Origin of the sequence: Pseudomonas gozinkensis (assembly GCF_014863585.1) — a bacterium.
GTDB classification, from domain to species: Bacteria; Pseudomonadota; Gammaproteobacteria; order Pseudomonadales; family Pseudomonadaceae; genus Aquipseudomonas; species Aquipseudomonas gozinkensis.
The window spans coordinates 5,010,427-5,029,221 of sequence record NZ_CP062253.1 but is presented as its reverse complement, the minus strand read 5'-3'; the positions used below and the strand labels follow the sequence as shown (position 1 = coordinate 5,029,221).

At 59.7% G+C, this 18,795-nt stretch carries 20 protein-coding genes and 1 pseudogene; 14 read left to right on the top strand and 7 right to left on the bottom strand.

Features of this window, described 5'->3' with window-relative positions:
- Window positions 1–14 precede the first annotated feature (14 nt).
- Together IHQ43_RS22375 and IHQ43_RS22370 are read left to right on the top strand one after the other, a co-directional pair.
- Entirely contained in the window at window positions 15–680 is a 666-nt protein-coding gene (locus IHQ43_RS22375; RefSeq protein WP_064383724.1) for a bifunctional 4-hydroxy-2-oxoglutarate aldolase/2-dehydro-3-deoxy-phosphogluconate aldolase, read from the top strand.
- A 183-nt stretch (window positions 681–863) separates the two neighbouring features.
- Window positions 864–1,580 carry an intradiol ring-cleavage dioxygenase gene (locus tag IHQ43_RS22370; RefSeq protein WP_192562146.1) on the top strand — a complete coding sequence of 239 codons (717 nt, stop codon included), beginning with the start codon at window positions 864–866 and terminating at the stop codon, window positions 1,578–1,580.
- Here IHQ43_RS22370 and IHQ43_RS22365 read toward each other — a convergent pair.
- Both IHQ43_RS22365 and IHQ43_RS22360 read right to left on the bottom strand, forming a co-directional pair.
- Window positions 1,577–2,758, bottom strand: coding sequence for an aminotransferase class V-fold PLP-dependent enzyme (locus IHQ43_RS22365; protein ID WP_192562145.1), 1,182 nt, complete (start codon window positions 2,756–2,758; stop codon window positions 1,577–1,579). The two genes, IHQ43_RS22370 and IHQ43_RS22365, sit on opposite strands and share 4 nt — an antisense overlap.
- 30 nt (window positions 2,759–2,788) lie before the next feature.
- Window positions 2,789–3,025 carry a DUF3820 family protein gene (locus tag IHQ43_RS22360; RefSeq protein WP_003213031.1) on the bottom strand — a complete coding sequence of 79 codons (237 nt, stop codon included), beginning with the start codon at window positions 3,023–3,025 and terminating at the stop codon, window positions 2,789–2,791.
- A gap of 205 nt (window positions 3,026–3,230) precedes the next feature.
- On the opposite strand from IHQ43_RS22360, the gene IHQ43_RS22355 reads away from it, so the two are divergent.
- Entirely contained in the window at window positions 3,231–3,698 is a 468-nt protein-coding gene (locus tag IHQ43_RS22355; protein WP_192562144.1) for a ferritin-like domain-containing protein, read from the top strand.
- 124 nt (window positions 3,699–3,822) lie between these two features.
- On the opposite strand, the gene IHQ43_RS22350 is transcribed toward IHQ43_RS22355, so the two are convergent.
- Window positions 3,823–4,293, bottom strand: a complete 471-nt coding sequence (locus tag IHQ43_RS22350) for a MaoC family dehydratase (RefSeq protein ID WP_192562143.1) — start codon at window positions 4,291–4,293, stop codon at window positions 3,823–3,825.
- A gap of 42 nt (window positions 4,294–4,335) precedes the next feature.
- Entirely contained in the window at window positions 4,336–5,280 is a 945-nt protein-coding gene (locus tag IHQ43_RS22345) for an alpha/beta hydrolase (protein WP_192562142.1), read from the bottom strand.
- A gap of 248 nt (window positions 5,281–5,528) precedes the next feature.
- Here IHQ43_RS22345 and fadD2 point away from each other — a divergent pair, with 248 nt between their 5' ends.
- Window positions 5,529–7,217, top strand: a complete 1,689-nt coding sequence (fadD2, locus tag IHQ43_RS22340; protein WP_192562141.1) for a long-chain-fatty-acid--CoA ligase FadD2 — start codon at window positions 5,529–5,531, stop codon at window positions 7,215–7,217.
- 359 nt (window positions 7,218–7,576) lie between these two features.
- A complete protein-coding gene (gene fadD1, locus IHQ43_RS22335) occupies window positions 7,577–9,274 on the top strand; it encodes a long-chain-fatty-acid--CoA ligase FadD1 (protein WP_192562140.1) in 1,698 nt (565 codons plus the stop codon).
- A 177-nt stretch (window positions 9,275–9,451) separates the two neighbouring features.
- Here fadD1 and IHQ43_RS22330 read toward each other — a convergent pair whose 3' ends face one another.
- Complete coding sequence (locus IHQ43_RS22330) at window positions 9,452–9,829, bottom strand: hypothetical protein (protein WP_007951149.1); 378 nt, start codon at window positions 9,827–9,829, stop codon at window positions 9,452–9,454.
- Window positions 9,830–10,027: 198 nt separating this feature from the next.
- On the opposite strand from IHQ43_RS22330, the gene IHQ43_RS22325 reads away from it, so the two are divergent.
- From IHQ43_RS22325 to def, 3 genes are all read left to right on the top strand, one after another.
- Window positions 10,028–10,219 (top strand): CsbD family protein, encoded by a 192-nt coding sequence (locus tag IHQ43_RS22325; RefSeq protein WP_192562139.1) that lies wholly within the window; start codon window positions 10,028–10,030, stop codon window positions 10,217–10,219.
- Between the two features lie 177 nt (window positions 10,220–10,396).
- On the top strand, window positions 10,397–11,347 hold the full coding sequence (locus IHQ43_RS22320) for a YihY/virulence factor BrkB family protein (protein ID WP_192562138.1): 951 nt from the start codon (window positions 10,397–10,399) through the stop codon (window positions 11,345–11,347).
- 2 nt (window positions 11,348–11,349) lie between these two features.
- Complete coding sequence (gene def / locus IHQ43_RS22315; protein ID WP_192562137.1) at window positions 11,350–11,889, top strand: peptide deformylase; 540 nt, start codon at window positions 11,350–11,352, stop codon at window positions 11,887–11,889.
- A 112-nt stretch (window positions 11,890–12,001) separates the two neighbouring features.
- Here the strand turns inward: def and IHQ43_RS22310 are convergent, their stop codons facing one another.
- Window positions 12,002–12,418 (bottom strand): GNAT family N-acetyltransferase, encoded by a 417-nt coding sequence (locus tag IHQ43_RS22310; RefSeq protein WP_192562136.1) that lies wholly within the window; start codon window positions 12,416–12,418, stop codon window positions 12,002–12,004.
- 337 nt (window positions 12,419–12,755) lie between these two features.
- On the opposite strand from IHQ43_RS22310, the gene IHQ43_RS22305 reads away from it, so the two are divergent.
- The 6 genes and pseudogenes from IHQ43_RS22305 to IHQ43_RS29860 all read left to right on the top strand — a co-directional run bounded on the left by IHQ43_RS22305 (window position 12,756) and on the right by IHQ43_RS29860 (window position 18,087).
- On the top strand, window positions 12,756–13,697 hold the full coding sequence (locus tag IHQ43_RS22305; RefSeq protein WP_192562135.1) for a fatty acid desaturase: 942 nt from the start codon (window positions 12,756–12,758) through the stop codon (window positions 13,695–13,697).
- A gap of 7 nt (window positions 13,698–13,704) precedes the next feature.
- On the top strand, window positions 13,705–14,496 hold the full coding sequence (locus IHQ43_RS22300; RefSeq protein ID WP_192562134.1) for a phosphate/phosphite/phosphonate ABC transporter substrate-binding protein: 792 nt from the start codon (window positions 13,705–13,707) through the stop codon (window positions 14,494–14,496).
- A gap of 127 nt (window positions 14,497–14,623) precedes the next feature.
- Complete coding sequence (locus IHQ43_RS22295) at window positions 14,624–15,169, top strand: sigma-70 family RNA polymerase sigma factor (protein WP_192562133.1); 546 nt, start codon at window positions 14,624–14,626, stop codon at window positions 15,167–15,169.
- Window positions 15,166–16,179 carry an ABC transporter substrate-binding protein gene (locus IHQ43_RS22290; RefSeq protein ID WP_192562132.1) on the top strand — a complete coding sequence of 338 codons (1,014 nt, stop codon included), beginning with the start codon at window positions 15,166–15,168 and terminating at the stop codon, window positions 16,177–16,179. Before IHQ43_RS22295 ends, IHQ43_RS22290 begins: the two co-directional genes overlap by 4 nt.
- A gap of 588 nt (window positions 16,180–16,767) precedes the next feature.
- A pseudogene (locus IHQ43_RS29865) lies at window positions 16,768–17,538 on the top strand (PAS domain-containing protein); the annotation flags it as partial.
- A 9-nt stretch (window positions 17,539–17,547) separates the two neighbouring features.
- Window positions 17,548–18,087 carry a methyl-accepting chemotaxis protein gene (locus IHQ43_RS29860; protein ID WP_371320920.1) on the top strand — a complete coding sequence of 180 codons (540 nt, stop codon included), beginning with the start codon at window positions 17,548–17,550 and terminating at the stop codon, window positions 18,085–18,087.
- Between the two features lie 116 nt (window positions 18,088–18,203).
- Here the strand turns inward: IHQ43_RS29860 and IHQ43_RS22280 are convergent, their stop codons facing one another.
- Entirely contained in the window at window positions 18,204–18,770 is a 567-nt protein-coding gene (locus tag IHQ43_RS22280; RefSeq protein WP_192562130.1) for a hypothetical protein, read from the bottom strand.
- Between the last annotated feature and the right edge of the window lie 25 nt (window positions 18,771–18,795).

The window sequence follows — 18,795 nt, the reverse complement described above, 5'->3', positions numbered from 1 at the left end:
AAGGAACAGCCGCTATGAAAACCCCATCCCCGACCGTTTCCATGGCGGACAAAGTTGCCCTGATCGACAGCCTCTGCGCCAAGGCGCGGATCCTGCCGGTGATCACCATCGCCCGTGAACAGGACGTGCTGCCGCTGGCCGACGCCCTGGCTGCCGGCGGTCTGACCGCGCTGGAAGTGACCCTGCGTTCGCAGTTCGGCCTCAAGGCGATCCAGATCCTGCGCGAACAGCGCCCGGAACTGGTGACCGGTGCCGGTACCGTGCTCGACCGCAACATGCTGGCCGCGGCCGAAGCCGCCGGTTCGCAATTCATTGTCACCCCGGGCATCACCCGTGACCTGCTGGAAGCCAGCGTCGAAAGCCCGATCCCGCTGCTGCCGGGTATCAGCAATGCCTCCGGCATCATGGAAGGCTACGGCCTGGGTTATCGCCGCTTCAAGCTGTTCCCGGCTGAAGTCAGCGGTGGCGTGGCTGCAATCAAGGCCCTCGGCGGCCCGTTCGGCGAAGTGAAATTCTGCCCGACCGGCGGTGTCGGCCCTGCCAACATCAAGAGCTACATGGCGCTGAAAAACGTCATGTGCGTGGGCGGTAGCTGGATGCTCGATCCTGAGTGGATCAAGAACGGCGACTGGGCCCGCATTCAGGAATGCACCGCCGAGGCTCTGGCGCTGCTGGACTGATTTTCAACTGACACTTCGTTGTGTGTTCTACGGCTTTACGGTGCGCTTGGTCGGTGCACCGTTTTTTTTGCCCGCAAAAAACTTCGTTATCTCGAGATACGTTATCTGGAGATACATAGTTACCGCACCTGGCTTTGCGTGTGACGTTAACCTGCGTTCATCTTATGGAAGAGAGAACGCGTCATGGATAACCAGCCTTCAGCTCCATCGGTTTATCAACTGGCCCCCGAGCAAGTCGCCGGGCCGTATTTCCGCAATCCGAAACTGCTGCGTCGCAACATCAGCGAAGGCGCCGAGGGATTGCCATTGCTCTTGCGCCTGACCATCGTCGATGCGATGACCGCCGAGCCGGTCAGCGGTGCGCTGGTGGATATCTGGCACTGCAACGCGCGCGGCGCGTATTCCGGCTGGAGCCGGGTGAACCCGGATCTGGAAGTCGACGTCGAGGACATCGGCTCGATCCCGCGAACCGACGATGACACCTACCTGCGCGGTGCACAGTTCAGCGACCACAAGGGCAGGGTGCGCTTTACCACGATCTATCCGGGTTTCTACGCTGGTCGCGCGCTGCACATTCACGTGGCGGTGCGCATCGTCTGCGGTAACGAATATCTGGAGGAGCGCAATGTAGCCTGGGTCGGGCAGCTTTATTTTCCGGAGGTGGTATCCCGTGGTGTGCTCAACGCCAAGGCCTATCGTGGGCGCGGTTCGGTGCCGCTGTGCAATACCGATGATGCCTACTACGCCAGCATGGGCGGAGAGGCCTCGACCCTGACGGTCTGGCCGATCGGCCGCGACTCTCACGAGGACGGTTACTTCGGCCACCTCTCGATCGGCATCGACACCTTTGCGGTGTCGTCGCAGATCAAGCCCGAGGACTTCGACAAGTACACGGTTTAGCGCAGTTCGTTCAGCGCCTGAACCAGCCACTGAATCTCCGCCGCCGTGGTGGTCAGCGAGGGTGTGACGCGGATGCATGGCCCGCAGGCTGCGCCGTTGCGCACCACGGTGAACAGGTTGAAGTCATTGAGCAGGCGTTCGACCATCGCCTGCTGGTCGGCATGGCGGGTAAAGCGCAGCGAGGTGATGCCGCAATACAGACGCGGATCATCCGGTGTCGTGACCTCGATGCCCGGCAGGTTGCGCACCGCGCTGACCCACAGGTTGCGCAGGTAGTTCACCCGCGCGCCCTTGGCGGCCGCGCCACCCAGTGAGCGGTGTTCCTCGAACACCAGCGGCAAGGTCATCAACGCCGGAATGTTCGGCGTGCTGTAAGGCGTGCGCGAGCGGATATCGTTGAGCGGGAAATGCATTTCTCCCATGTCCGGGTCGATGTCGGCCAGGCGCTGCGGGGCGATGTACAGAAAGCCGAGCGTCAGCGGCGAGCCGATCCACTTGTGCAGGTTGTACCCGGCGAAGGCGATGCCCAGCGCTTCGAGGTCGAACTCGATCTGGCCGAGGGCATGGGCGCCATCAAGGATGATATCGACGCCATGCTCCTTGGCCAGCGAGGCGATGGCCTGCACCGGCATCACCAGCCCGGTGCGGTGGGTGACGTGGGTCAGCGCCATCAGCTTGAGCTTCGGATAGCGGACGAAGGCTTCGCGATAAGTGGCCAGCAGGCTGTCGAAGGTGGCGGGGTGGGCGTGCTCGATCTCGATCACCTCGACCCCGCGATGATGCGCGAGCCAGCGCATGGCGCCCTTGACCGTGTCGTACTCCAGGTCGCAGATCAGCACCTGGTCGCCAGGCTGCAGGCGGTTGTAGTTGCGGATCAGCGATTGCAGGCCGGCAGTGGCGTTGTGGGTGAATGCCACGCTTTGCGCGCGGACGCCAATCAGCTCGGCCAGTTGTGCGCGGATGTCGAGGCTGTCGTGCTGTTCGAAACGCTGGCGCACGTAGATCGAGTTGCTGTTGTTGATCAGCTCGATGTTGCGCTGGTACTCCTCGACCACGGTGCGCGACATGCGCCCGAAGTAACCGTTTTCCAGATTCACGGGGCCGGGGTGGCGGTCGTAACGGTCGGCGAAGGTTTGCCAGAAGGCTTCGTCTCGGGCGCGGCGGGTGTTATCGGGCATGGTCGACTCGACTCGGATCAGGGTGACGCCTCAATGGCGCGGGGCAGGTTTGCCGTGTTTGGCGCGCAGCGGTTCGAGCAGTTCCGACAGGCCGTTGTGATCGATTTCCTGCATCAACGCCAACAGCCCGCCCAGTTCGCCATGGGGAAATCCTTCCCGGGCGAACCAGTTCAGGTAGGGGCCCGGCAGGTCGGCAATGATCCGGCCTTTGTATTTGCCAAAGGGCATTTCGCGGGTGATCAACAGTTCGAGCTTTTCAGGGTTCATCGTTGCAATCGTCTGGCTTTGAAAACACTTTGAAAAATACAGGCATTCTGCATGCAGGCCAAATGACAGATCATGCAAATAACAGGCATACAGATTTATGTTTTATTTGTAAGTGATTGAAAATAAACAATTAAATTATTAAAGAGAAGCTGGCACGACCACTGCAACACTCCTTGCATCTTTCACCCACGCAAGGAATTGAAAAATGACTGACATGAATAAAGAAGCCATCTCCGTCCTCAACGACCTGATCGAAACCAGCAAGGACGGTCAGGAAGGGTTCAAGACCTGCGCTGAAGACATCAAACACCCGGAACTGAAAACCGTGTTCGTGCAACGCTCTGCCGATTGCGCGACGGCTGCGGCCGAGCTGCAGGCGGCGGTGCGTTCGATGGGCGGTGATCCGGAAACCTCGACCAGTGTCAGCGGTGATCTGCACCGTCGCTGGGTCGACGTCAAAGCGATGTTCACCGGCAAGGACGAAGAAGCGGTGCTCAACGAAGCCGAGCGCGGTGAAGACCACGCCCTGAAGGCTTATCGTGAAGCGATCGAGAAGATCAACAAGCACAACCTGGTGAGCATTCGTGACCTGGTCGAACGCCAGTACCACGGCGTGCAACGCAATCACGATCAGGTGAAAGCCCTGCGCAACCAGGCTCGCGCGCGCTCGTAAGCTTCACAAAAAACTGTGGGAGCGAGCTTGCTCGCGATGACGGACTGACATTCAACAGTGATGTTGACTGATCTGGCCCTATCGCGAGCAAGCTCGCTCCCACTTTGTGTCTTTGCAAAAAAAATCAGCCGATGCTGATGGCCGGCAAGGTTGGCAGGGTAACGGTCTGTTGCTTGCGCGGCGCCAGGATCTCGGCTTCACCGTCCACCACCAGCTCTTCACGCTGGTTGAATACGCGAGTGGCGATGCGCACACGGAATTTCGGCAGCTTTTCGAGGATTTCCAGGCGCACGGTCAAGGTGTCGCCGATCTTCACCGGCTTCTGGAAGCTCATCTGCTGGCCGATATAAATGGTGCCCGGCCCAGGCAGCTCGCAGGCTACTGCCGCACTGATCAGCGCGCCGCTGAACATGCCGTGGGCGATGCGCTCCTTGAACATGCTGGCGGCGGCGAACTCGGCGTCCAGGTGCACCGGGTTGTGGTCACCGGACATCGCGGCGAACAGCTGAATGTCGCGTTCTTCGACGGTCTTGCTGTAGCTCGCGGTCTGGCCCACTTCGAGGGCTTCGTAAGGGATGTTGGTAACCTGGGTCATGGGTCTGAATTCCTGTGACAGATGAAATGAATCCACAAAAAATTATTCGCTGCGGTGCGGCCGGTGATGGCTCAGGGCCTGATCGATCCAGGCCAGCACATCGGCGGTCACTTCGTCGCGGTTGCTCTCGTTGAACAATTCGTGCCGCGCCTGCGGGTAGATCTTCAGTTGCAGGTTCTGGCTGCCGGCCGTGCGCAAGGCATTGGCCAGATCAGTCAGACGCTTGCCTTCGCTCACCGGATCACATTCGCCGCCAATCACCAGCAGCGGGAGGCCCGGATCAATCTGGGCGAGATTGGACGCTTTGCTGATTTGCTGCAACCCGCCGAGCAGATCGATCCACAACTGATTGGTGCAGCGAAAGCCGCACAGCGGATCGTTGGCGTACCTGTCGACCTCGGCCGGGTCGCGGCTGAGCCAGTCAAACGCGGTATGCGCCGGTTTGAATGCCTTGTTGAACGAGCCGAACGACAGCCATTCGATCAGTGCGCTGCGGCCCTTGGCGCCCTGACGCAGCTTTTCGAACCGGGCGATCTGCCGGGCCGCACGGTACAGCGCAACCGGCTGGAAATTCGAGCCGCTGAGAATCGCGCCGTGCAGGCTGGCGCTGTGATGCAGTAAATATGCCTGGGCAATGTAGCTGCCCATGCTGTGCCCAAGCAGCACGATCGGCACCCCTGGATGACGCTGGCCGAGGAATTGATTGAGGCTGGCCAGATCACCAACCACCTTGCACCAGCCATCGTCGTCGGCGAAATGCCCCAGCGTCCCATGATCGGCGGTTTTGCCATGGCCGCGTTGGTCGGGCGCGTACACACCGTAGCCTTCGGCGCAAAACGCCTCTGCCAGCCGTGCGTAGCGGGCACTGTGTTCCGCCATGCCGTGAGCCAGCAGAATCACCGCCTTCAGCGGCGAGTTCGGCAGCCACAGATTGACGAAGAGGCGGCTGCGGTCGCTGGCGTCCAGCCAGAAGATGTCGTGGATCATGGCGATTCCTTTTGCGGCCTGTTTTTGCTCAAGCGTCTTGCAGAGGGTGCATTGTATAGCGCGTCCGATCAGCTCACGCCACGGCAGGAAGATTCACACGATCAATGAGGACCTTGCCCATATTTGCCTGATTGACCATAGCTGCTAGTGTCCGTGAAGCCCCGCTTTTTGCTCTCGGCTTTTTCAGGGACAGAAAGAAATGACAGCGAAGCGGCCCCGGATCGGCTCAGGTAAAGAGGACAAGAACAATGCAACCTGATTTCTGGAATGACAAACGCCCGGCGGGCGTACCCCTGGACATCGACGCGGGTGAGTTCAAGTCGGTGATCGAGGTGTTCGAGCGTTCCTGCAAGAAATTCGCTGATCGCCCGGCGTTCAGCAACATGGGCGTGACCCTGACCTACGCCGAACTGGAGCGCCAGAGCGCCGCGTTCGCCGGTTATCTGCAAGCCCACACCGACCTCGCGCCTGGGGATCGCATCGCGGTGCAGATGCCCAACGTCCTGCATTATCCAATTGCCGTGTTCGGTGCGTTGCGTGCCGGGCTGATCGTGGTCAACACCAACCCGCTGTACACCGCGCGGGAAATGCGTCACCAGTTCAAGGACTCCGGCGCCCGGGCGCTGGTGTACCTGAACATGTTCGGCCAGAAGGTCCAGGAAGTGCTGCCGGACACTGACATTCAGTATCTGATCGAAGCGAAGATGGGCGACCTGATGCCCACTGCCAAGGGCTGGCTGGTCAACACCGTGGTCAGCAAAGTGAAGAAAATGGTCCCGGCGTATTCGCTGCCCCAGGCGATCTCCTTCAAGAGTGCGCTGCGCATGGGCCGGGGCTTGGGCATCAAGCCGATGAAGGTCGGTCTGGATGACATCGCTGTCTTGCAATACACCGGCGGCACCACCGGCCTGGCCAAGGGCGCGATGCTCACTCACGGCAATCTGGTGGCCAACATGCAGCAGGTGCGCGCCTGTCTCGGACAATTCGGCAGCGACGGCCAGCCACTGTTGCGCGAAGGGCAGGAGGTGATGATCGCGCCGCTGCCGCTGTACCACATCTATGCGTTCACCGCGAATTGCATGTGCATGATGGTGTCGGGCAACCACAACGTTCTCATCACCAACCCGCGTGACATCGGCGGCTTCATCAAGGAGCTGAAGAACTGGAAGTTCTCGGCGTTGCTGGGGCTCAACACGCTGTTTGTCGCGCTGATGGATCATCCGGACTTCAAGACTCTGGATTTCTCCACCCTCAAACTCACCAACTCCGGTGGCACCGCGCTGGTCAAGGCCACCGCCGAGCGCTGGGAGCAGATTACCGGTTGCCGCATCACCGAAGGCTACGGCCTGACCGAAACCTCGCCGGTGGCCTGCACCAACCCGTACGGCGAGCTGTCGCGGATCGGCACGGTCGGTCTGCCGGTGCCGGGCACCCGCTTGAAAGTCATCAATGACGACGGCGTCGAACAGCCTTTGGGCGAGCGCGGCGAGCTGTGCATCAAGGGCCCGCAGATCATGAAGGGCTACTGGCAGAAACCCGAGGCCACCGCCGAGGTGCTGGATGCCGAGGGCTGGTTCAAGTCCGGCGACATCGCGGTGATCGACCCGGACGGGTTCGTGCGCATCGTCGACCGCAAGAAAGACATGATCATCGTCTCGGGTTTCAACGTGTACCCGAACGAAATCGAAGACGTGGTGATGGCTCACCCGAAAGTCGCCAATTGCGCAGTGATCGGCGTGCCGGACGAGCGCTCCGGCGAGGCGGTGAAGCTGTTTGTGGTGGCGCGCGAAACCGGCGTGAGCCTGGAAGAGCTGAAGGCCTACTGCAAAGAGAATTTCACCGCGTACAAGGTGCCGAAACACATCGTGCTGCGTGAGTCTTTGCCTATGACGCCTGTCGGGAAAATCCTGCGCAGAGAGTTACGCGATATCGCCTAAAAGAACTGCGCTTCGCGCAATCGTCGGATCGCCGCCCGGAACAAGCTCGCTCCCACAAGGTCATCAGTGAACCTGTGGGAGCGAGCCCGCTCGCGATTTTTTGTTTCCAGCCCCCGAAAACCGGGACTTTCAAGGCGTTATAGGATTTTTGCTCTAAAATGACTGCCAGTAGTTCTTGAGTCATGAAAATGACTGTGGGGGCCGCTTTTGGCTCTAGTCGACCCTTGGCAAAGCTGCTACTCTCGGCGCGCTTTGTGACTTCTCGGCCTTGTAAAAAGCCAGACTCACCAATAAACAAACACCAATAATAATCGCATCAAATGCGGTGCTGAATTCGCGTTGCTGAGGAGTGGGCTTCCATGATCGAAGACTTTTGGAAGGATAAGTACCCCGCTGGAATTGCTGCCGACATCAATCCAGACGAGTACCCGAATATTCAGGCAGTGTTGAAGCAATCCTGCCAACGCTTCGCCGACAAACCGGCGTTCAGCAACCTGGGCAAGACCATCACCTACGGTGAACTGTACGAATTGTCCGGTGCGTTTGCCGCTTATCTGCAACAGCATACCGATTTGCAGCCTGGTGATCGAATCGCCGTGCAACTGCCCAACGTGTTGCAGTACCCGGTCGCCGTCTTCGGTGCCATCCGTGCCGGGCTGATTGTGGTCAACACCAACCCGCTGTACACCGCGCGGGAAATGGAACACCAGTTCAACGACTCCGGTGCCAAGGCGCTGGTGTGCCTGGCGAACATGGCGCATCTGGCCGAAGCCGTGGTGCCGAAAACCGGCGTCAAACACGTCATCGTCACCGAAGTCGCCGACTTGCTGCCGCCGATCAAGCGCCTGCTGATCAACAGCGTCATCAAGTACGTAAAGAAAATGGTTCCGGCCTACCACCTGCCAAAAGCCGTCAAGTTCAACGACGTGCTGAGCAAGGGCCAGGGCCAGCCCGTTGCCGAAGCCAACCCGGACAGCGGCGACGTTGCAGTACTGCAATACACCGGCGGCACCACCGGCGTGGCCAAGGGCGCGATGCTCACACACCGCAACCTTGTCGCCAACATGCTGCAGTGCAAGGCGCTGATGGGCTCCAACCTCAATGAAGGTTGCGAGATCCTGATCACGCCGCTGCCGCTGTACCACATCTATGCGTTCACCTTTCATTGCATGGCGATGATGCTGATCGGCAACCACAACATCCTGATCAGCAACCCGCGTGACCTGCCGGCGATGGTCAAGGAACTGTCGAAGTGGAAGTTCAGCGGTTTCGTTGGCCTCAACACGCTGTTTGTGGCCCTGTGCAACAACGAAGGTTTCCGCAAGCTGGATTTCTCGGCGCTGAAAGTCACCCTGTCCGGCGGCATGGCCCTGCAACTGGCCGCTGCCGAGCGCTGGAAGGCGGTCACCGGTTGCCCGATCTGCGAAGGTTACGGCATGACCGAAACCAGCCCGGTGGCCACGGTCAACCCGATCCAGAACATCCAGATCGGCACCATCGGCATTCCGGTGCCGTCGACCCTGTGCAAAGTCATCGACGATGCCGGTGTCGAGCAGCCGCTGGGCGAAATCGGCGAGCTGTGCGTCAAGGGCCCGCAGGTTATGAAGGGCTACTGGCAGCGTCAGGAAGCCACCGATGAAATGCTCGACAGCGAAGGCTGGCTGAAAACCGGCGACATCGCGCTGATCCAGCCGGACGGCTACATGCGCATAGTCGATCGCAAGAAAGACATGATTCTGGTCTCCGGTTTCAACGTGTACCCGAACGAACTGGAAGACGTGCTGGCGGCCCTGCCGGGCGTGTTGCAGTGCGCAGCCATCGGTATTCCGGACGAGAAGTCGGGCGAGGCGATCAAGATCTTCATCGTCGCCAAACCGGGCGTCACCCTGACCAAGGAACAGGTGATGGAGCACATGCGCGCCAACGTCACCGGCTACAAGGTGCCGCGTTCGGTGGAATTCCGCGATGCGCTGCCGACCACCAACGTCGGCAAGATCCTGCGCCGCGAACTGCGCGACGAAGAGCTCAGGAAGATCAAGGCGAAGAGCGCCGCGTAAAACAAAAAGCCCCGCAGATGCGGGGCTTTTTGTTGGTTTGCTGCTTGATCGGCTTGATCGTTCCCACGCTCCGCGTGGTAACGCATCCCGGGACGCTCTGCGTCCCTGTCGTGCTGGACGCGGAGCGTCCGGGGCGGCATTCCCACGCAGAGCGTGGGAACGATCAGCTTGAGTGTCTTATTGGCGGAACGGCGCGAAGTTCACGTTGGTGCCCGCCGGGCGCATGTCCTGCAGGTACGAGTCCTTGTCGGCGCTCAGTTCCAGGCTCAGTGCCGCCTTGCGCTTGCCTTCGTTGCGGATCACCAGGCCTTCGAGCTTCTCGCGCAGGAACACGGTCGGCACTTTCAGGTGCAGCAGTTCGTCGGTGGCCGGGGTGTGCATCAACAGGTGAATCCACTCGTACTGACCGATCGCCAGGCGCGACACCGGCAAATCGAACCACCAGATGTTGCGGTTGCGGTTCAGTTCGGCGAAGTGGCAGTTGTTGGTGCCGAGCACGGCACCGCCCAGTTCCTGGTTGCGACGGGCGATGGCCTGCTTTTTATCGAGTTTCATAACATTCCTGCGGGATCGGTTCTGTGGCGCCTGGCGCCCTTATGGTGGGCATTCTCGGGGGTACGCTCGCAAACATAAAGCCCAACCTGCTCGTGACGACGAAATGAAGCCCTGAAAATAAATGAAACTTGGCGCAAACCGGGCCAGTCAATCATTACGTACTGACTTTTCCCCGTTAATGCATCAAGGAGAAACACCATGAGTAGCACAGGCGATAAAGTGAAAGGCATGGCCAACGAAGCCGTCGGCAACATCAAGCAAGGTGTCGGCAAAGCCACCGACAACACCAAACTGCAGGCCGAAGGCAAAGTGCAAGAGAAGAAAGGCGAGGCCCAGCAAGCGGTGGGCAAAGCCAAGGACGCGATCAAGAAAGGCGTCGACAAGGCTTGATCAGGCCTTGAACGAAACAGCGAAGCGGCCATCCAAGGATGGCCGTTTTCGTATCCCGCTCACATGCGGTCACGGATCACAGTGTTTCAAAGTCGCCAAGTAAGCTACTTTGATGAGAGAAAAACGGCCCCTGAGTCGCCACGACTTCAACCTGTTTTGCGGCGAAAGGAGACGCGAATGATTTTCCCCGACATGAAAGGTCTGCCCCTGCACCGGGTGATGGTGCGCACGGTCACCGAATTCGTCGACGACGAGATGTCGACCTATGCCTCGGCACTGGCCTACCAGATGCTGTTCTCGCTGTTCCCGTTCATTCTGTTCCTGATTGCCCTGATCGGCTTCCTGCACCTGCCGGACTTTTTCTCCTGGCTGCGCCTGCAATCGGAACTGGTGTTGCCGCCCCAGGCGCTGGAGCAGGTCAACCCGGTGATCGACCAGTTGCAGCAATCCAAGGGCGGTCTGCTGTCCGTGGGTATCGTCGTCGCCCTGTACACCGCGTCCGCTGGCGTGCGCCTGATGATGAGCGCGATGAACGCCGCCTACGATGTGGTCGAGGGCCGGCCCCTGTGGAAGCGTTTTCCGCTGTCGGTCATCTACACCGTCGGCATCGCCGGCATGTTGCTGGTGGCCGCTGCGCTGATGGTGCTCGGGCCGCAGGTGATGGGCTGGATCGCCGCGCAGGTGGGGCTGGAAGAAGTCATCGTCACCCTGTGGACCATCGCCCGCTGGCCGGTGATCGTTATCCTGATGATGGTAGCCGTTGCGCTGATCTACTACGTGATGCCGGACGTCAAACAGGAATTCCGCTTCATCACGCCGGGCTCGGTGCTGGCGGTGGTGGTGTGGATCATCGCGTCCCTGGGTTTCGCGTTTTACGTCAAGACGTTCGCCAACTACAACGCCATGTATGGCAGCATCGGTGCGATCATCGTGCTGTTGCTGTATTTCTACATTTCCGCCGCCGTGTTGTTGCTCGGTGCGGAGATGAACGCGGTGATCGAACACATGTCCAGCGAGGGCAAGGATCCGGGCGAGAAAGTCCCCGGCGAACTCGATGAACATCCCAAACAACACGTTTCCGGTCTCGGGCGCGATCATTCGCTCAAGCCGAACACTGACGAAGCCTGATCATGATCCGTGAAATCCTGAAGATGGGCGACGAACGCCTGCTGCGCATCGCCCCGCCAGTGCCCGCCGAAATGCTCGACAGTCCCGAGCTTTGGCAACTGATCGACGACATGTTCCAGACCATGGAAAGCGTCGGCGGGGTCGGTCTGGCCGCGCCGCAGATCGGTGTCGATCTACAACTGGTGATCTTCGGTTTCGAGTACAGCGAACGCTACCCGGATGCCGAAGCCGTGCCGCAGACGATCCTGATCAATCCGCTGATCACGCCGTTGAGTCCCTTGATGGAAGAGGGCTTCGAAGGCTGCCTGTCAGTGCCGGGCCTGCGCGGCGCGGTGGACCGTTATCAGCAGATCCGCTACGAAGGCGTCGATCCCAAGGGCGAGCCGATCGTGCGCGTGGCCTCAGGCTTCCATGCGCGGGTGGTGCAGCATGAATGCGATCACCTGATCGGGCGCCTTTACCCGTCGCGCATTACCGATTTCAGCAAGTTCGGTTTCACCGAAGTGATGTTTCCGGATCTCGATCCCAACGCCGACGACTGAACCTGTGGGAGCGAGCTTGCTCCGGGCGGCGTTCCGACGATAGCGGAATGTCAGTCAATTTATTCGTAGCTGATGGACCGCATTCGCGAGCAAGCTCGCTCCCACAGGGGGATCACCGACGTGCAAAAAGCTCCATGGCAATCATCGGCTTGCTCCGTGCATAACGGCTCAAGCGCTCGGCCATCGCCTGAGGCAGGGCGGGGTCGAAAGTGAAGCCGCGCCGCTCGTAGAAACCGCGCAAGTCCGGGTGGCAGAACAGCCACACCGGCGCCTCGACGTCTTTCACCGCTTCGGCAATCAATTGCGCCGCGACGCCCTGTTCGCGACAGGCCGGGTCGACGAACAACCCGGTCAGCCAATGCCCGCCCGACACCGGCCGCAGGCACAGCGCGGCAACAATCTCATCCTTCCGCGCCACCCACAATTGCGCCTCGCGCACCGCTTTCATCGACGATTGATGCTGGCGGTAGAACTTGTTCATCAAGGGCCAGGACAGGTCGTCGAGCTGGCTGTAACGGATGTCGGTCATGAATCGGACTGCCGGTGCAAAAGCCGCGGATTATAAAACAACGTGCTCGCCGGGATAGGTGTATACCTGATCTCACATCCCCTCTGAGTGGAGTACGCATCATGTCCAAAGGTATGGATTCGAAGAAAGCCGCGAAGAAAAAACCGGCCAAGACCGCCATCGAGAAACGCCACGAGAAAAGGGCGAAGAAAGTCGACATTTTTGGTCACTGATCACGCCTTTCGGGAGCCCGGATCCGGGCTCCTGTCTTGCCCTTGAAAACAGCCCGCAAAAATAATCTGCAAGATTTCCCGTTGGTGTTGCACAGAACGATCAGACCCTCGTTCCGAGCCACGCCATGTCCCATTATTTCGACGATGCCCATCGTCAACAGATCGAAACCCTGCGCCAGCGTTTCACCGCCCGCACCGAGTGGCCGACCTGGCTGCTGCTGATCGGCGTGTACGGCGGCTGGTTCGCGATTGTGCTGGGCAGCGGATGGCTCGGCCTCTGGTGGAGCACGTTGCTGCTGATTCCGTTACTGGTGCTGTGGCTGTCGGTGCAGCACGAATTGCTCCACGGTCATCCGACGCGCTGGGCCTTCGTCAACAAAGTCCTCGGCTATGCGCCATTTGCGGTGTGGTATCCCTACACGCTCTATCGCGACAGCCATTTGCAGCACCATCGCGATGAAGACCTGACGATTCCCGACGTCGATCCCGAAAGCCGTTACCTGAGTGCCGAACGCTGGCAGGGCAGTTCGCTGTTCGAACGCAGCCTGCACTGGCTGAACAAGACCGTTCTCGGCCGTTTCGCAATAGGCGCACCGCTGGCGTTGCTCGCGCTGGCCAGTGAAGAACTGCAACGCCTGAAAAACGGTGAGCGCCAGGCCTGGCGGATGTGGCTGACCCACGGCGTCCTGACCGTGCTGATGCTGTTTTTCATCGCCCGCTACAGTGTGTTGCCGATCTGGCATTACCTTTTTTTGATCAGCGTGCCGGCGTTGTCGATCGCGATGATCCGCTCCTACTATGAACACCGACCGCATGAGAAACCGGAACAGCGCACGGTGCTCAACGAAGCCGGATGGCCGTGGCGCTGGCTGTTCCTGAACCTGAATTTCCATCTGGTGCACCACGATTTGCCGAAGCTTTCGTGGTACGACTTGCCCAAGGTCTACCGCATGCGCCGGGAGCAATGGGTGGCGCGCAGCGGTGGTTTTCTGGTGCAAGGTTATGGGCAATTGTGGCGCCGATACGGCATCAAGCCGATCGACAGCCCGCAGCATCCGTTTATTTGAGGCCACCATGACGTCAGGTTACGCAGAGCTGTTGATGTACATCGCACCCGAGCCGATTCGCGCGGCGAACGAGCAGTGGCTGGCGCGGACTCTTGAACACCTCGGCCGTGCGCGGCTCGATGCCGACGGTCTGTCATTGCTCGAACTCTGGCGTTCGCCTGAGTTGTTGCTGACCCAGACCTGCGGCTATCCGCTGATGACCGCGTTGCGCGGGCAGGTGAGGATTGTCGGCCGTCCGCGCTACGAATTGCCGGACGCCAGCGCCGGCAACCATTGCAGCCTGATCCTCGCCCGCGCCGATGATCCGCGTCGCAGTCTGGCGGAGTTCTTCGACAGTCGCGGGGTGATCAACAGCGAAGATTCCAACAGCGGCATGAACCTGTTTCGTCAGCGCCTGGCTCCATTGCATCGGGATGGCCAGTTTTTCGCTTCGGTCGGCATCAGTGGCGGCCATCGCGAGAGCCTGCGCTGGTTACGCGAACGCCACGCCGATCTGGCGGCCATCGACAGCGTGACCTTTGCGTATCTGGCGCAGCACGCCGCCGAAGAGATCAGCGGATTGCGGGTGGTGGCACGCAGTGCGCTCAGCCCGACCTTGCCCTTCATCACCGCGGCCAGCACGACGGACGAACAGATCGAGCAGTTGCGCCGGGCCATGAACCGCAGTCTTCAAGACCTGCCCGACGTGGCCCGCATCCTCGGTTTGCCCGAAGTCCTGCCCGCCAGCGAAAGCGATTACCTCGTCCTGCTGGATTACCAGACGGAGGCCGAAGAACTGGGTTATGGCCGCTTGCGCTAGCAGCTTCTTGTAATTCGCTAATGGAATATAAAAATTCTTTTTAAGTATTTTTAACGCATAAGGCACCTTGCTAGGATCGCGCCACCGGACGACCGGACATTCAGCGACCCTTTATCAAGGAGCCCCCATGTCCGGCGCCGACTCATCCCATCGCAATCATGTGAACACGTTGTTCCGCGACCATTACCCATGGTTGTGCGCACGTGTGCGTCGGCAATCGAACGATGCAGCCAGCGCCGAAGACATCGCCGCCGAAACCTTCGCGCAACTGCTCGAAGCCCCGGGCCTGACCGCCATCCGCGAACCCCGCGCCTTGCTTACCACCATCGCCCAACGCCTGTTGTATGAGCGCTGGCGGCGGAGCGATCTGGAGCGTCGGCATCTGCAACGATTGCAGTGGAGTGACCTCGACCACGTGCCGTCCCCCGAAGAACTCGCTGACCTGTCGCAGAGCCTCAAGCAACTGGACCGGACACTCCAGCGCCTGCCGGGCAAGGTGCGCTCGACCTTTCTGCTGGCCCGTATCGACGGCCTGACCTACCCGCAAATCGCCGCCGAACTGGGCATCTCCCAGCGTTCGGTGAGCCTGTACATGACCCGTTCCCAGGCCCTGTGCAACCGCCACAGCGCCAACCAAACCCTGATTTCCTCCCAGAACAAGAGGTCCGCATGAGATCGATCAAAACCCTGCTCGGCAGTTCGCTGCTGGCCCTGACCCTGACGGCCGGCCACGCCGTGGCAGCGGAAAAAACCGCGCCGATCCACTTCGGCGACATCACCTGGGAAAGCGGCAGTTTCATCACCGAAGTGCTGCGTCTGATCGTCGAAAAAGGCTACGGCTATCCGACCGATACGCTGCCAGGCAGCACCGTCAGCCTGGAAGCTGCGCTGGCGAAAAACGATATTCAGGTGATCGGCGAAGAGTGGGCCGGGCGCAGTCCGGCGTGGGTCAAGGCCGCTGCCGAGGGCAAGGTGTTCGGCCTTGGCGACACGGTGAAGGGCGCCACCGAAGGCTGGTGGGTGCCGGAATACGTGATCAAGGGCGACCCGGAGCGCGGGATCAAACCACTGGCACCGGAGCTGAAATCAGTGGCCGACCTGCCGCGCTACAAGGATGTGTTCAAGGATCCGGAAGACCCGAGTCGCGGACGTTTCCTCAACAGCCCGACCGGCTGGACCTCGGAAATCGTCAACAGCCAGAAGCTCAAGGCCTATGCGCTGAACGACAGTTACGTCAACTTCCGCACCGGCTCCGGCGCAGCGCTGGATGCCGAGGTGGCGTCGTCGATCAAGCGCGGCAAACCGGTGCTGTTCTACTACTGGTCGCCGACGCCACTGCTTGGTCGTTTCAAACTGGTGAAGCTGGAAGAGCCGCCGTTCGACGCTGAAGCCTGGAAAACCCTGGCCGATGCCAGCAACCCCAATCCGAAAGGCACTCGCTCGATGCCGGCGAGCCTGGCGATTGGCGTGTCGGCGCCGTTCAAGGCGCAGTATCCGGAGCTGGTGACGTTCTTTGAGAAAGTCGATTTGCCGATCGATCTGCTGAACCAGACCCTGGCCGGGATGAGCGAGAAGCGCCAGCCACCACGCCAGGTCGCCGAAGCGTTTCTACGCGATCAGCCGCAAGTGTGGAAGCCGTGGGTGCCGGGTGAGGTGGCGAACAAGGTGAGCGGGAGTCTGTAGGTCGTTTCCGGTATTTCTGTAGCGGCTGTTACTCCGTCTTCGCGAGCAAGCTCGCTCCCACAGGTGTTGCGCTTGTCTGAACATGCGCAGGACTGTGTGGGAGCGAGCTTGCTCGCGAAAGCGGTAGATCAAACAAAACAAATTCGCTGAACCGTTTCTTGTCCGTTATTTGTCCAAATTCCCCGTGTTACTGGCCGACTAGTGGCCTTGCGCAAGGCTTTGCGCTGTCTATGCTCACACGTAACTAACTATGTCGACCGCCATCCCATGCGCCTCGACGTCAACCGGTTAGCCGTGAACAAAGCTGCCAGAGTGCGCAATCCAAGGCACCGACACTGAACCAACAAGGAGCATGTTTTTAAATGGAAGTTCTTCTGCACGTTAGGAATGGCCCGCCTGCGGGCTATCAAGAGAAGGATGTCTTGATTAGAGCGTCGCTGCATGGACTCTCCGATTAATCATCGTTTATCACCTGACAACTTCCTCCCGTGGAGGAATGCGTGTGCCTGTTCTGTGGATCGTAGTGGTGGATTCTGAAAGACCTGAACTTTCATCAAATCAAAAGACCGCGCGGAAGGTGATAGAGACATGTTCAACCTACATCACAAGGCTGACCTGCAGGAAATCGAACGCTTCAGTTGTGCCCTGACCGAAGCCAACGCCAAGTTGGCGGCGATCAGCCGCTCGATGGCAATGATCGAATTCACCCCCGACGGCATCGTTCTGGATGCAAATGACAACTTCTGCAAGACCATGGGCTACAGCGCCGATGAAGTGCGTGGCAAACATCACCGGATCTTTTGTGAAGAAGCGTTCTATCGCAGCGAGGAATACGCCAAGTTGTGGCGTGACCTGGCCCGTGGCGAACCGATCAGCGGAACATTCCTGCGCTTGAACAAAAGCGGTCGGGAGATCTGGCTCGAAGCCAGTTACATGCCGGTGTATGGCCCGGATAAACAGGTTCGCAGTGTGATCAAAGTGGCGTCGGATATCACTGCGCGGGTGAACAAGGAGCATGAAGAGGAAAGCATGCTTGCTGCAATCAGCCGCTCGATGGCAGTGATCGAGTTCACCCCGGAAGGCAATGTGATCACGGCCAACGATAACTTTCTCAAGACCATGCAGTACTCGCTTAATGAAGTCGTCGGCCACCATCACAGTCTGTTCTGTCATCGCCTCGAAGCCGAGTCTGCGCAGTACAAGGCGTTCTGGGCATCGCTCAATCGCGGCGAATATCACTCGCACCGCTTCGAGCGCAAGAACAAGTCCGGGCAAACCGTTTACCTTGAAGCCTCGTACAACCCGCTGTTCGACGCCAAGGGCCGGTTGTACAAAGTGGTGAAGTTCGCCAGCGATATCACCCACCAGATGACCACCTTGCAGACCGCTGCGGAATCGGCCCACAGCACCTCGGTACAAAACGACGCCTGCGCGCAAAAAGGCTCACAGGTCGTGCAGCAAACGGTGCAGATCATTCAGGACATTTCCCGCGACCTCAACGAAGCGGCGCTGAGTATCGATGCGGTCAGCAAGCAATCGGACATCATCGGCACCATCGTCCAGACCATTCGCGGAATTGCCGACCAGACCAACCTGCTGGCGCTCAACGCGGCCATCGAGGCGGCGCGGGCGGGTGAGCACGGACGCGGTTTTGCGGTGGTGGCGGACGAAGTGCGCAGCCTCGCGGCGCGGACCAGTCAGGCGACCCTGGAGATCGTCGATGTGGTGCGCAAGAACCATGAGCTGTCGTTGAGCGCGGTGTCGAGCATGCAGTCGAGCCTGAGCCGCACCGGGCTCGGGGTGGAACTGGCGAACGAGGCGGGCGACGCGATCCGGGAAATTCAGCAGGGTTCGCGGCATGTGGTGGATGCGATCAGTCAGTTCAACGAGACGTTGCAGTTGAATTGACTTTACGCAACATCCGAAAAATTGTGGGAGCGGGCTTGCCCGCGATGTCGTCAGCACATTCGACATTAATGTTGATTGGACTACCGCTATCGCGGGCAAGCCCGCTCCCACAGGTGTCAGAGTGCGGCGAGGAACTTGTCTGCCGACTCGTCGCTGATCTTTGCCGAGTTGGCGTCTTGTTTGTTCTGCTTCTCGGCTTCGGCCAGCTTCATCTTGTCCTGCAGGCGCTCGGCGATCTCTTTGCCGATGGCCAGTTGTTTCTCCGGCGGCATGGCTTTGATGTCGTCCTCGGTCAGGCCCATTTCCTGGAGGATACTGTCGCGCAGACGCTGTTCCGGCGTTTTGCTCATGTAGTCCTTGAACTCGTCCAGGGCCGATGAGCCCGTGGATTTGGACGACGAAGTATCGGAGGTTTGCAGGGCGACGCGGGTCTTGGCGAACGCTTCATCGACGTTGTCGCTGATGCGCGTGGCTTCGCTGACTTGTTGGGTCGCCAGTTGGGTGGCCGATTCCTGCACTTTGGCGGTGGCTTCGGCGGTTTGCGCCTGGGCCTGGTTTTGCAGGGTCTGCAGCATCGCGCCGTGCAGTCCGCCTTGCAGGCCGGCCGCTGCGGTGGCGGTTGCATCGTCATTCAGCTGCTTGGGCAGGTGGATGATTTGCTGTTGTTTTGCACTGACCAACATGATGAAAGAACCTGTAGGTAATGAC